This window comes from Bacteroides fragilis, assembly GCF_019583405.1.
Taxonomy (GTDB): domain Bacteria; phylum Bacteroidota; class Bacteroidia; order Bacteroidales; family Bacteroidaceae; genus Bacteroides; species Bacteroides fragilis_B.
The window spans coordinates 531,632-545,621 of record NZ_SZUU01000001.1 but is presented as its reverse complement, the minus strand read 5'-3'; the positions used below and the strand labels follow the sequence as shown (position 1 = coordinate 545,621).

Here is a 13,990-nt window from a genome sequence, read left to right as displayed (position 1 = left end):
GAGTCCATCCATAAAGTGAAGAAGCGAATTTTAGAATAAACCATCTGAAAATCAATATCTTTAAAAAGTAAGATTTCTATCCTCAAAAGCTTTGTTTTAACACAGAGTTAAAGCTTGTTCTTTGGATGTGAATAACAAGTTTTTTAAATGCAAAAGCCTTATTATTTGCGCATAAGAACCTGACAAACTGCAAAAGGCGTTAACAATGTTAATTGAAGAAAGGTATAAGGATGAAGATACCGGTTCAGACGGCGCAAATTCACTTCCGAAACTCGAGTTATCTTATTCAGCCGGTGTCTATTTTTTCTTATTAAAGCAAGCAAAAAGGACAATTATCAACTTGAAAATAAAGAAATAAAGAATTTACCACCAAATTTGAAGAAGAACCAGGATTTATGATTCTTCAAGAATGAAAATACTGCAAAAAAACGCAAATTTTAAAATGTTATCCATATAATTCTACTTATGCCAACCTGTGAAACAGAAAGATGAGAAGCTCCCATTGAAAATTAGCATATCGTACATGCAGCAATTTACACTAATAAACTTAAATGCTTTCTTTCTCTTCTAAAATGGGATACAAGAAGGGAATAATTTGTAGAATTATTGCCAAACTCCGTAATAGTACTCTTGTTGATTGTTTCTTGCGGTTTAAAGGTGAATTGGTTATGTAATTGTTGATGCACATCGTATAATACCAAGAATACTACCTGTGACAGAACGCTTGCACGGCTTTATAGATGGAACTTGTATTAGCTTTTTCACATTTTCAGATAAAAATCCCGGGTGAGTTCTATATACTTTTCACTATATTGATGTCGGGAGGTTTCGGTCAATAAATCTTCTGTTTCGCATACCTGCATGGTGAATCTAAATGAAATTAAAGTTCGTTTAGGCGTTCCGCCGGGCTTGGTTATGACGAAGAGTTGACGTGAAGGATATAGCCCATATTTATGAGCAAGTGTTTTAATTTTCTCACCGGCATCCATCGGTATCACTATCGTAAATGTTCCTTCTCGCGAAAGTAGTTCGGATACACCTGCTAACAATTCTTCATAAGTCAGACTGTCGTTGTGGCGGGCTTTATTGCGCTGTTCGTCGGGACACTTTAATGAATCGTTAAAGTAAGGAGGATTAGAAACTATTGTATCAAACTTAGAAATATCATTTTTTTTGCTATAATGTTTAAAATCTTGTTGGATTACCTCTATTCTACTTTTCCAGGGCGAGCGGTTTATGTTTTCTGTTGCTTGAGCAGCAGCGGCTTCATCGATTTCGAGGGCTGTAATGGAGGCCGTACTGCGTTGGGCTAACATAAGTGCCACCAGTCCTGTGCCGGTGCCAATGTCGAGAATGCGGACCGAGGATTTTACGGGAGTCCATGCCCCAAGCAGGACACCGTCTGTACCTACCTTCATGGCACATTTATCGTGCCAAACGGTAAACTGTTTAAACTGAAAAAAAGATTGGCTCATTTAGCTAAGAAATAATTAAGTTCGCCAAAAATAGGTAAATATTGTGATATGACATTCCGTCTACATTATTATTTGGCATTGTTTTTGTGTTTTTATCGAATAGATGTTTTATTCTTAATGAAGAATCAATTAACTTTGCGAACGTTTTATGTTCGCTGATATGACATAAACTAATTTATACGAAATGAAGAAAGAAAGATATTTAAGAGAGATGGATGACCAGAATGATAACGCATTTTCATTAATTGCCGATTTTGAAGGAAACGAAGATCAAGTGTTTGACATAAAGGTTGGTGAAACTCTTCCGGTACTCCCCCTCCGTAATATGGTATTGTTTCCCGGAGTATTTATGCCTGTTTCCGTTGGCAGAAAATCATCTTTGAGATTAGTGAGGGAAGCTGATAAGAAAAAATCCTATATTGCAGTAGTTTGCCAGAAAATGGCAGAAACGGACGAGCCGGCATTCGAAGACTTACATCCGATCGGAACCATAGGTAAGATCGTACGTGTACTTGAAATGCCTGACCAGACAACAACGGTTATTATTCAGGGAATGAAACGCCTGGAACTGAAGAATATTACGGAAACACATCCGTACCTGAAAGGTGAAGTGACCATTATTGAAGAAGAGATCCCTTCGAAAGATGATAAGGAGTTTCAGGCATTGGTGGAAACCTGCAAGGATTTGACAATACGATATATTAAATCATCGGACACTTTGCATCAGGAATCGGCGTTTGCCATCAAAAACCTGACGAACCACATGTTCTTAGTGGATTTTATCTGTACGAACCTTCCGTTGAAGAAGGACGAGAAAATCGAATTGTTGCGCATTGATTCGTTGCGTGAACGTACTTATCGATTGCTTGAAATTCTGAATCGTGAAGTACAATTGGCCGAAATAAAAGCATCTATCCAGATGCGTGCCCGTGAGGATATTGACCAACAGCAACGTGAGTATTTCCTGCAGCAGCAGATTAAAACGATCCAGGACGAACTGGGTGGTGGCGGCCAGGAACAGGAAATAGAAGAAATGCGCCAAAAGGCAGAACACATGAAGTGGAGTACCGAAGTGCGGGAAACTTTCCTGAAAGAGCTTGCCAAGCTGGAACGTACCCATCCTCAATCGCCGGATTACAGTGTGCAGCTGAATTATCTGCAGACAATGCTCAATCTGCCGTGGGGAGTTTATACTACTGACAATTTAAACCTAAAGAATGCCGAGAAAACGCTGAATAAGGATCATTACGGTCTGGAGAAAGTAAAGGAACGCATTCTGGAACATTTAGCCGTACTTAAATTGAAGGGGGATATGAAGTCTCCTATTATTTGTTTATATGGTCCTCCGGGAGTTGGTAAGACCTCATTGGGAAAATCGATTGCCGCAGCCTTGAAACGGAAATATATCCGTATGTCATTGGGAGGTGTACACGATGAAGCGGAAATTCGCGGACACCGTAAAACTTATATCGGTGCAATGCCGGGACGTATTATTAAAAACCTGATAAAAGCAGGCTCTTCGAATCCGGTATTTATTCTGGATGAAATAGATAAAGTGAGTGCCGACCGTCAGGGAGATCCTTCATCGGCTTTGCTTGAAGTGCTTGACCCGGAACAAAATACGGCTTTTCATGATAATTTCCTAGATGTGGATTACGACTTGTCCAAAGTGATGTTTATTGCTACAGCAAACAACTTGAATACCATTCCCGGACCATTGCTCGATCGAATGGAGTTGATTGAAGTGAGTGGTTATATCACGGAAGAAAAAGTGGAAATAGCGCGAAAGCATTTAGTTCCAAAGGAGTTGGAAGCAAACGGAATGAAGAAGACCGACATTAAAATTCCAAAAGATACGCTCGAAGCTATTATCGAATCGTATACGCGTGAAAGCGGTGTGCGTGAATTAGAAAAGAAGATCGGTAAGATTCTTCGTAAATCGGCCCGCCAATACGCAACAGACGGTTTCTTCTTAAAAACAGAAATTAAACCGGCTGATTTGTATGACTTCCTGGGTGCTCCCGAATATACTCGCGATAAATATCAGGGCAATGATTATGCCGGTGTGGTGACAGGATTGGCATGGACAGCCGTTGGAGGTGAAATTTTATTTGTTGAGACCAGTCTGAGCCGCGGCAAGGGCGGACGTCTCACATTAACCGGAAATTTGGGTGAAGTGATGAAAGAGTCTGCTATGCTCGCACTTGAGTATATCAAAGCACATGCTTCACTCTTAAATCTGGATGAAGAGATCTTTGATAACTGGAACATCCATGTCCATGTACCCGAAGGAGCTATTCCGAAAGATGGTCCGTCGGCAGGTATCACAATGGCTACTTCGTTGGCTTCTGCTTTGACACAACGTAAGGTGAAGGCTAATCTGGCTATGACCGGGGAAATCACGTTGCGTGGCAAGGTACTTCCGGTAGGTGGTATTAAGGAGAAGATTCTGGCAGCTAAACGTGCCGGCATCAAAGAAATCATTATGAGTGCCGAGAACAAAAAGAATATTGACGAAATACAGGATATATATCTGAAAGGACTGACTTTCCATTATGTGCATGATATAAAAGAGGTCTTTGCCATTGCACTGACTCAAGAGAAGGTTGCCGATGCCATTGATTTATCCGTAAAGAAAGCCAGCCAGGAATGACATTCGAATTACAATATACAGACGCAAAAAGTAATGCCCGTGCCGGTCTGATTACAACAGATCACGGGCAAATACAAACCCCTATATTTATGCCGGTAGGTACAATCGGCAGTGTGAAAGGAGTACATCAGACTGAATTGAAAGAGGATATTCAGGCACAGATCATTCTGGGAAATACATATCATCTTTATTTGCGGCCGGGACTGGATGTACTTGAAAAAGCCGGTGGATTGCATAAGTTCAATGGATTCGACCGTCCGATGCTGACCGATAGTGGTGGCTTTCAGGTATTTTCTTTGTCCGGTATCCGTAAATTGCGTGAAGAAGGGGCCGAATTCCGTTCGCATATTGATGGCAGCAAGCATATCTTTACTCCTGAAAAGGTTATGGATATCGAACGTATCATAGGTGCCGACATCATGATGGCATTTGATGAATGTCCACCGGGTGATTCGGATTATGCATATGCCAAAAAGTCATTGGGATTGACACACCGCTGGCTCGACAGATGCATTCAACGATTCAATGAAACGGAACCTAAATATGGTTACAGCCAGTCTCTTTTTCCTATCGTGCAAGGATGTGTATACCCTGACCTACGTAAGCAATCTGCAGAGTACATAGCCTCGAAAGGTGCAGACGGTAATGCCATTGGCGGACTTGCCGTAGGCGAACCGGTGGATAAGATGTACGAGATGATAGAATTAGTGAATGAAATACTTCCGAAGGACAAACCTCGTTATCTGATGGGTGTGGGCACGCCGGTTAATATTCTTGAGGGTATTGAACGTGGAGTAGATATGTTCGACTGTGTGATGCCTACCCGTAACGGACGAAACGGAATGTTGTTTACGAAAGACGGTATCATGAACATGCGTAATAAAAAATGGGAAGCAGACTTCTCTCCTATTGAAGCTGACGGTGCTTCGTATGTAGACACGTTGTACAGCAAAGCATATTTGCGCCATTTATTCCATGCGCAGGAACTGCTGGCCATGCAGATAGCGTCTATCCACAATCTGGCATTTTATCTATGGCTGGTAGGAGAAGCACGCAAGCACATTGCCGCAGGAGACTTTTCAACCTGGAAACCAATGATGGTGAAGAGAGTGTCAACAAGACTATAAATTTATGAGAAGCAATCGGTTTATTAAACGCCTGGACTTATATATCATCAAGAAATTCTTGGGGACGTACGTATTTGCTATTGCATTGATTATCTCTATCGCAGTAGTATTCGACTTCAACGAGAAGATGGATAAGTTTATGGAACGGAGTGCGCCGTGGTCGGCAATCATCTTCGATTACTACATGAACTTTATTCCTTATTTCGCGAATCTGTTCAGTCCGTTGTTTGTATTTATTGCTGTCATATTCTTCACCTCTAAACTGGCTGAGAACTCCGAGATTATTGCGATGTTTTCTACCGGTATGAGTTTCAAACGGATGTTGCGTCCCTACATGATATCGGCCGGTATCATTGCGATTTCTACCTTTATATTAGGATCGTATGTGATTCCGAGAGGCAGTGTGACTCGTCTGGACTTTGAAGATAAATACGTGAAAAAGAAGAAGACTACTTATGTACACAATATACAGTTGGAGATAGACACAGGCGTGATTGCTTATATTGATAACTATCAAGATTACAATAAGACAGGAAACCGCTTTTCGCTGGATAAATTCGTAGATAAGAAACTGGTATCCCATTTGACTGCTCGCAGTATTACTTATGATACTACAGCGGTTAATAAATGGACCATCAAGGATTATATGATCCGTAATCTCGACGGATTGAAGGAAACTATTGTCCGTGGAGATAAGATGGATTCCATTATACCGATGGAACCCGCCGATTTTATGATCATGCGTAATCAGCAGGAAATGTTGACCAGTCCCCAGCTTAGTGCATATATAGATAAGCAGAGACAAAGGGGTATTGCCAATATCAAAGAGTTTGAAATAGAGTATCATAAACGAATTGCCATGTCATTTGCATCGTTTATTCTGACTGTAATCGGAGTATCTCTTTCTTCAAGAAAAACAAAGGGGGGAATGGGATTGCATTTAGGAATCGGACTTGGGCTGAGTTTTTCATACATCCTGTTCCAAACCGTGGCATCTACTTTTGCGGTAAATGGAAATATGCCTCCGGTAATCGCTATGTGGATTCCTAATTTACTGTATGCGCTGATTGCATTTTACCTATATAGGAAAGCTCCCAAATGATGGATTGCATTTGAATTCAAAAGGTCTAAAAATAAGAATTTCCGCCTGCTCCTGTGAAATCACAAGTGCGGGCGGAATTTTTTGTTGTATTCATTTCCTCTTTTGTCTCGTTCCCAAGATCGAAATCCTATTGGGAACCCCCACTCTCTTCTTATTACACTTTAAAATCAACCTTTGATTTTGTTTGCATAAGCAGAAAGTTCTGCAGCAGAGATGTTTTTGGCTATAATCACACCATTTCCATCCAATAAATAGTTAGTGAAACCCCGGTTTAATCGGTATTTCTTAAATAAGCCGGAGCTTTCGCCTTTAGTTTCCGCGAAACAAGTGGGCGTAACTATTTGGTCCTTACGAATGGTTTCCTGAAATACCGACTGGTATTCGTCAAATGAAACGGAAACCATTTCCACATTTTGAGAAGTTGATCGAAGCGCATTGCTCAAACTTGCGTTTTGCATCCGGGACTGTGCATCGTAACTTGCCCAAAAACTAAGCAGCACGTATTTGCCTTTTAAGTCGGTCAAATCAAAATTGTGCTGTGCATCTGACATAGATTCGATTGTGAAATCAGGGGCTACGTCACCCACATTCAAACCTCCGGTGGGTTTGTCTTTTTCTACGAAAGAAGTCAAGGAACTAATTAGTAATACAACAAAAATCCATTTTACATGCCTCATGTAATTCGGTTTTAGTTAATACTATCCGGGACTGTCCTCTAAAACAGTGGTCTCTCCCCGAAACATCGTCTTTTTAGGCACAACAGAGAGGAATCTGTTGACTGTCAAGGCCTTTAATTCAGAAACCGGGTGCAAAGGTAAGTAAATATTATTCCAACTTCCAAATAAACAAGTAATTTTCTCTCTTTTTAAGTGCAGTTTTTTATGTTATTTAGCATAAATACTGGGAATTTTCCCCTACTTTTGCAGGATACTTAATGAACATTCAGCTATGCAACCATCAAAAACAGAATTAATCCTGATCCGTATTACCGGTGAAGATCGTCCGGGACTTACAGCCTCCGTAACAGAGATATTGGCAAAATACGATGCCACTATCTTGGATATTGGTCAGGCAGATATTCATAACACCCTTTCACTAGGCATTCTCTGTATGACTGAGGAACAACTCTCGGGATTTATGATGAAAGAGTTGCTTTTTAAGGCATCTTCCTTGGGAGTAACCATTCGCTTCTATCCGATTACTGAAGAAGAGTATGAAAGCTGGGTAAATATGCAAGGTAAGAACCGCTATATCCTTACATTGCTGGGACGTAAACTTACGGCTCGCCAGATTGCGGCGGTTACCCGTATTTTAGCTGAGCAGGACATGAATATTGATGCCATCAAACGTCTGACCGGACGTATTCCATTGGATGAGCGTAAAACGCATACCCGAGCCTGTATTGAATTCTCGGTTCGCGGTACTCCCCGGGATAAAGAAGCTATGCAGGGACAGTTGATGAAATTGGCCAGCGAACTTGAAATGGACTTCTCTTTCCAGCTGGATAATATGTATCGCCGTATGCGTCGCCTGATCTGTTTCGATATGGACTCTACATTAATAGAAACCGAAGTGATTGACGAGTTGGCTATACGTGCCGGTGTAGGTGCTGAAGTAAAAGCAATTACGGAACGTGCCATGCGGGGAGAAATTGACTTTACGGAAAGTTTTCGTGAGCGGGTTGCACTGCTGAAAGGACTGGACGAATCTGTAATGCAGGAAATTGCCGAGAGTCTGCCAATAACTGAAGGGGTGGATCGTTTGATGTATGTTTTGAAGAAGTATGGTTATAAGATTGCTATCCTTTCGGGAGGTTTCACCTATTTTGGACAGTATTTGCAGAAGAAATACGGTGTTGATTATGTATATGCTAATGAACTTGAGATTGTAGATGGCAAGCTGACAGGGCGTTATTTGGGAGATGTGGTAGATGGAAAGCGTAAAGCGGAACTGTTGCGATTGATCGCTCAGGTAGAAAAAGTAGATATCGCTCAAACCATTGCTGTTGGGGATGGAGCTAATGATCTACCTATGTTGGGAGTTGCCGGTCTTGGCATTGCCTTTCATGCAAAACCCAAAGTTGTAGCCAATGCCAAACAATCTATTAATACGATTGGGCTTGATGGCGTACTTTACTTCCTGGGATTTAAGGACTCTTATTTGAATATGTAAGAGTGGAAAGAATAAAAGAACCCGAAAAATTTGTACTACGTAGTGAATTTTCTATCTTTGCGAGCAAATAAAATAAACGATGAAGTTTTCCGAATTACAATTAAATGACAATGTACTTGAAGCACTCGACGCTATGCGTTTTGAGGAATGTACTCCTATACAAGAACAAGCGATCCCGGTAATACTCGAAGGTAGAGATTTAATCGCTGTAGCGCAGACAGGAACCGGTAAGACGGCTGCCTTTTTGTTGCCTATATTGAATAAGTTGTCGGAAGGTGGACATCCGGAAGATGCCATCAACTGTGTGATTATGTCACCTACCCGTGAACTGGCCCAACAAATAGATCAACAAATGGAGGGCTTCTCTTATTTTATGCCTGTTTCAAGTGTGGCTGTTTACGGAGGAAATGACGGAATACTTTTTGAGCAGCAGAAAAAAGGCTTGATGCTTGGTGTCGATGTGGTTATAGCTACACCGGGACGTCTGATTGCACATCTGAGTCTGGGATACGTTGATTTATCCCGGGTTTCTTATTTTATTCTTGATGAAGCAGACCGTATGCTTGATATGGGTTTCTACGAGGATATTATGCAGATCGTAAAATATTTGCCAAAAGAACGCCAGACGATTATGTTTTCCGCTACCATGCCGGCTAAGATTCAGCAATTGGCCAATACTATCCTGAATAACCCTGCTGAAGTCAAACTGGCCGTATCGAAACCTGCTGAAAAAATTGTTCAGGCTGCTTATGTCTGTTACGAAAATCAGAAATTGGGTATTGTGAGAAGCTTGTTTGCGGAAGAGGTGCCCGAAAGAGTTATCATCTTTGCATCTTCAAAGATAAAAGTAAAAGAAGTGGCAAAGGCGCTGAAAATGATGAAGTTGAATGTCGGAGAGATGCATTCTGATCTTGAGCAGGTACAGCGTGAATTTATTATGCATGAATTCAAATCGGGACGTATTAACATTTTGGTTGCTACAGACATCGTATCCAGAGGGATAGATATTGATGATATCCGGTTGGTGATTAATTTCGACGTTCCACATGACAGTGAAGATTATGTTCACCGCATCGGACGTACTGCACGTGCGAACAATGATGGAGTTGCCCTCACGTTTGTGAATGAGAAAGAACAAACTAATTTTAAGAATATCGAGAATTTCCTCGAGAAAGAGATTTATAAGATACCGGTACCGGCTGAATTGGGGGAAGCTCCTCAATATAATCCTCGTTCGTATACTAACGCTGGAAGAGGAGGAAGAAACTTCCGGAACGGAAATAGAAAAAATAATAACGGTGGACGTTCTACGGCACCCAGATCGGGCAGAAGATAAGCGTAAAGCTTTTCTGCCCCCCCCTCTTACACCCTTTTTCTCTTATTGTAATTCCTCAGTCAGGCCGGCTTATTTGTATTTTGCAGCCGTTATATTTAGTTTTCCGTCGAAACTGATGGTAAGATTCACAAGATTGCATACCGGACTTTCCGGAATACAGACGAGTGCCTGATAATGATAGCCTTTGCGGTCAATTCCTGTAAAATTCATATCAGATAGAATGGCCTGTTGCAGAAAATCTGCCGGAATTACATCTACAAACATTTGCTTGGTAATGTCCTTGGCATATAAATTTTTTTTGCCTTCATACACACATATATGCATTACATTGTCATAGTAAATATTGTCCATACTGATACCATCTTCCGAATAAGTTGTTTTCACTACTTTCATTTGTGAGGGGTTGATGTATACATAGGCTCTGTAGCGGATGCCATCGAACATTACCACACTGTCCTTCTTAGTGACTTCTGTATAGGTCGGAATAATTGCAACCGACTTAAAGGAGAATGCCAATGTATCATTAGGATCTTCCGACTTATGGAGCTTGATAATATTATCAGCCAGAGAATGGAACCAAAAAGAATATTCACTCTGCTTGTCAATTTGATAATGGGTTACGTCTTTGCCATAGGTATAGAGCGTATCTTTTAGGATTTTGAAATAAACCGGAGCACTTTGAGCATCGGAATAATAAATCGTATCTCCTATTATACGCATCAAGGGAGTTTCAGTTTCATCATCAAGCCAAATGCCTTGGAGAATCTCTTTGGCCTTGGGGTCTTCATTTTCTTCAGAGGGCTGTTGTCCTTTGCCATTATTGCATGCTACGAATAAGACCGTCAGTAACAATGTTGCAATGTACTTTATCATCTGTTTAATTTTGTGCAAAATTACTCATTTATATCGATAAAGATATAAAAAAAGAGCTGAAAAGTAAGTCGGGAGTTAAAAAAAACTCTTAACTTTTCAGCTCTGTTATCAGGTTTGTGAGGATGCGGTGGTATAAGGTATTATTTGCCGATACAATGGTAAATAAAGCCCTGTTCTTCCATTTCTTTTTTATCATAAATGTTACGTCCGTCCATGACTACCTGTTGTGACATCGTTTTTTTCACAACGGCCCACGAAGGCAGACGAAATTCTTTCCATTCGGTTACCAGCATCAAAGCATCGGCATCCAAAACCGCATCATACATGTCGCGTGCATAATATATGGTTTCACCGATTCGTCTTTTACATTCATTTGCCGCTGCGGGATCGTAGGCGCGTACTTTGCAGCCGGCTTTCAGCAGTTTGCCAATTAGGACCAATGCAGGTGCTTCGCGCATGTCATCTGTTTCCGGTTTGAATGCCAATCCCCACAATGCAACTGTTTTACCTTCCAGATTCCCATTATATTGTTTTACCAGTTTGTCGAATAACAGGCTTTTCTGATTTTCGTTCACTTCTTCTACTGCCTGCAACACACGCATCTGATATCCATTCTGTTCTGCTGTCTTTATCAAAGCTTTTACGTCTTTAGGGAAACATGATCCACCATAACCGATGCCTGGATAAAGGAATTTACGTCCGATACGGGTATCCGACCCGATACCGCTACGCACCATATTTACATCAGCTCCTACTAACTCACACAGATTAGCGATGTCGTTCATGAAACTAATACGGGTAGCCAACATTGAGTTTGCGGCATATTTGGTCATTTCGGCAGAGGGAATATCCATGAATATCACGCGGAAATTATTTAGCATGAATGGCTTATAAAGCTTAGTCATTAATTTTTCTGCACGTTCCGATTCCACACCGATCACAACACGGTCAGGACTCATAAAGTCATTGACTGCATTACCTTCTTTCAGAAACTCAGGATTGGAAGCTACATCAAATTCTATTTTGGCACCCCGCTTATCTAATTCTTCCTGAATAGCATTACGAACTTTGCAAGCTGTACCTACAGGTACGGTACTTTTGGTGACTACAAGTTTGTATTTCTTCATGTTTTGTCCAATGGTACGTGCCACTGCGAGTACATAACTCAAATCAGCACTTCCGTCTTCATCAGGTGGGGTTCCAACAGCAGAGAACACTACTTCTACATCATCCAGGCAACTTTCCAGTGAAGTCGTAAACTTTAGTCGACCGGCTTTGGTATTGCGGATGACCATTTCTTCCAATCCATTTTCATAAATGGGGATAATCCCCTTTTTAAGCGCCTCTATTTTTTCGCCGTTGGTGTCAACACAAGTAACATCCACGCCAATTTCCGCAAAACAGGTTCCTGTGACCAAACCTACGTATCCGGTTCCGACAATTGCAATTTTCATGTTCTTTTATTTATTGAGGGTTTCTATTCAAAATATTCAGCTTCCCGAAAGGCTTCTGCCTGCTTGTCTTTCTCTGACATGACAAGTTGCGAATCGGCAATAGGCCAGTCGATAGCCAATGCCGGATCATTGTATAGGATAGAAGCCTCAGATTGGGGGGCATATATATTATCTACCTTATAAGTAAAGATAGCTATTTCGCTTTTCACTAAAAATCCATGGGCAAATCCACGGGGAATAAAAAGCTGGCGTTTATTTTCATCGCTTAACAATACGCTGATATGCTTTCCAAATGTAGGTGATGACTGTCTTAAATCGACAGCTACATCAAGCACTTCACCTTTAATGACACGTACCAGTTTGGCTTGGCTATAGTCTCCTTTTTGATAATGGAGTCCGCGTAGCGTGCCGAATGAAGATTGAGATTCATTATCTTGTATAAAGTTTATCTGTCCGATAGTAGCATCAAATTCCTGTTGCTTGAATGCTTCCATGAAATATCCGCGCGGATCGAAAAAAATCTTCGGTTCAATGATCCACACACCATCTATTTCTGTTTGTATATAATTCATTCGTTTCTGATGATATTATTAAGTAGCGCAAAAGTAGGCATTTTTTCTAATATGACAGTTATAGATGACTAAGAAAGGAAGCCTGCGTTTAGCATTTGTTAATAATAAAATGTGCGGTTTTATGGCATATCTTGAATTAATCAGTTAATTTTGCACACATGATTGAATTGGCACAGCATATTGAAGTATTATTATTAGAGAATGATTGTGTGATCGTTCCCGGTTTTGGTGGATTTATAACCCACTACGCCCCTGCTATGAGAGTGGCTGAAGAGAATTTATTCCTCCCTCCTACCCGTACTATTGGCTTCAATCCTCAATTGACGTTGAATGATGGTGTTTTAGTACAATCTTATATGGCTGTGTACGATACTAATTTCTCGGATGCTACGAAAATGGTAGAAAAAGAGGTGGCAGAACTTATCTCCGCTCTGCATGAGGATGGAAAAACTGATCTTCCTAATATTGGAGAAATCCGCTATACCATTCATAATACTTACGAGTTTGTTCCTTATGACAATAAAATTACCACTCCTTACCTCTATGGGCTCGACTCGTTTGAGATGAAGGAGCTGTCGGCTTTGCGATGTCCGGAGAAAGAACAAATTCTTCCGACTGTTCTTAAGAAAAAGACAAGTTATGAATTCAGAGCGAACTGGGCCTTTTTGAGAAATGCCGTAGCTATGATTGCAGCGGTTGCATTGTTTTTCTTTATGTCAACACCGGTAGAGAATACATATATTGAAAAAGGAAATTATGCCCGGCTACTTCCAACTGATTTGTTTGAAAAGATAGAGAAACAATCGGTGGCAATGACTCCGGTTATGCTAAAATCAGTTGATGCCATCCCACAAACCAAACCGGCAACCGCGAAGAAAAAGTCGTCTACTGTTCGTAAAGAGTCTGTAGTAAAGCCGGTTGCGGTAAAAGAAGTGAAAGTTAACCAACCGGAAAAGACAATGAAAGCAACCGAAACTAAGGTTGTGGAAAAAACTTTTCCATATCATATAATTATTGCCAGCGTAGCTAATACGAAAGATGCGGAGGCGATGGCAGGTGAACTTAAAGCCAAGGGATATGCAGGTGCCAAAGTATTGATGGGTGACGGCAAGATTCGCGTGAGTATTATGTCATGTGCCGATCGTGAAGATGCCAACCGTCAACTGTTGAAATTAAGAGAGAACGAGGCTTATAAGAACGCCTGGATGTTAGCTAAATAAATATTT

At 41.0% G+C, this 13,990-nt stretch carries 11 protein-coding genes; 6 read left to right on the top strand and 5 right to left on the bottom strand.

Annotated elements, in window-relative coordinates; translation table 11 throughout:
- Positions 1–761: 761 nt before the first annotated feature.
- Positions 762–1,475 (bottom strand): tRNA1(Val) (adenine(37)-N6)-methyltransferase, encoded by a 714-nt coding sequence (locus tag FDF36_RS02235; RefSeq protein WP_220390157.1) that lies wholly within the window; start codon positions 1,473–1,475, stop codon positions 762–764.
- Between the two features lie 184 nt (positions 1,476–1,659).
- Here FDF36_RS02235 and lon point away from each other — a divergent pair, with 184 nt between their 5' ends.
- Genes lon through FDF36_RS02220 form a run of 3 tightly spaced genes read left to right on the top strand, consistent with a single transcriptional unit; the run spans position 1,660 to position 6,357 of the window.
- Positions 1,660–4,128: an endopeptidase La gene (gene lon, locus FDF36_RS02230; RefSeq protein WP_220390156.1), complete on the top strand. Its 2,469-nt coding sequence runs from the start codon at positions 1,660–1,662 to the stop codon at positions 4,126–4,128.
- A complete protein-coding gene (gene tgt / locus FDF36_RS02225) occupies positions 4,125–5,255 on the top strand; it encodes a tRNA guanosine(34) transglycosylase Tgt (RefSeq protein WP_220390155.1) in 1,131 nt (376 codons plus the stop codon). Before lon ends, tgt begins: the two co-directional genes overlap by 4 nt.
- Positions 5,256–5,259: 4 nt before the next feature.
- Positions 5,260–6,357: an LptF/LptG family permease gene (locus tag FDF36_RS02220; RefSeq protein WP_220390154.1), complete on the top strand. Its 1,098-nt coding sequence runs from the start codon at positions 5,260–5,262 to the stop codon at positions 6,355–6,357.
- 167 nt (positions 6,358–6,524) lie between these two features.
- Here FDF36_RS02220 and FDF36_RS02215 read toward each other — a convergent pair whose 3' ends face one another.
- Positions 6,525–7,034, bottom strand: a complete 510-nt coding sequence (locus FDF36_RS02215; protein ID WP_220390153.1) for a redoxin domain-containing protein — start codon at positions 7,032–7,034, stop codon at positions 6,525–6,527.
- A 271-nt stretch (positions 7,035–7,305) separates the two neighbouring features.
- On the opposite strand from FDF36_RS02215, the gene serB reads away from it, so the two are divergent.
- Both serB and FDF36_RS02205 read left to right on the top strand, forming a co-directional pair.
- Complete coding sequence (gene serB, locus FDF36_RS02210; RefSeq protein WP_220390152.1) at positions 7,306–8,529, top strand: phosphoserine phosphatase SerB; 1,224 nt, start codon at positions 7,306–7,308, stop codon at positions 8,527–8,529.
- 79 nt (positions 8,530–8,608) lie between these two features.
- Entirely contained in the window at positions 8,609–9,865 is a 1,257-nt protein-coding gene (locus FDF36_RS02205; protein ID WP_220390151.1) for a DEAD/DEAH box helicase, read from the top strand.
- A 69-nt stretch (positions 9,866–9,934) separates the two neighbouring features.
- On the opposite strand, the gene FDF36_RS02200 is transcribed toward FDF36_RS02205, so the two are convergent.
- The 3 genes from FDF36_RS02200 to rfbC all read right to left on the bottom strand — a co-directional run bounded on the left by FDF36_RS02200 (position 9,935) and on the right by rfbC (position 12,764).
- Complete coding sequence (locus FDF36_RS02200) at positions 9,935–10,738, bottom strand: DUF4738 domain-containing protein (protein WP_220390150.1); 804 nt, start codon at positions 10,736–10,738, stop codon at positions 9,935–9,937.
- Positions 10,739–10,878: 140 nt separating this feature from the next.
- Positions 10,879–12,192: a UDP-glucose dehydrogenase family protein gene (locus FDF36_RS02195; protein WP_220390149.1), complete on the bottom strand. Its 1,314-nt coding sequence runs from the start codon at positions 12,190–12,192 to the stop codon at positions 10,879–10,881.
- Positions 12,193–12,215: 23 nt separating this feature from the next.
- Positions 12,216–12,764, bottom strand: coding sequence for a dTDP-4-dehydrorhamnose 3,5-epimerase (gene rfbC, locus FDF36_RS02190; protein ID WP_220390148.1), 549 nt, complete (start codon positions 12,762–12,764; stop codon positions 12,216–12,218).
- A gap of 158 nt (positions 12,765–12,922) precedes the next feature.
- Here rfbC and FDF36_RS02185 point away from each other — a divergent pair, with 158 nt between their 5' ends.
- A complete protein-coding gene (locus FDF36_RS02185) occupies positions 12,923–13,984 on the top strand; it encodes an HU domain-containing protein (protein WP_220390147.1) in 1,062 nt (353 codons plus the stop codon).
- Positions 13,985–13,990 lie beyond the last annotated feature (6 nt).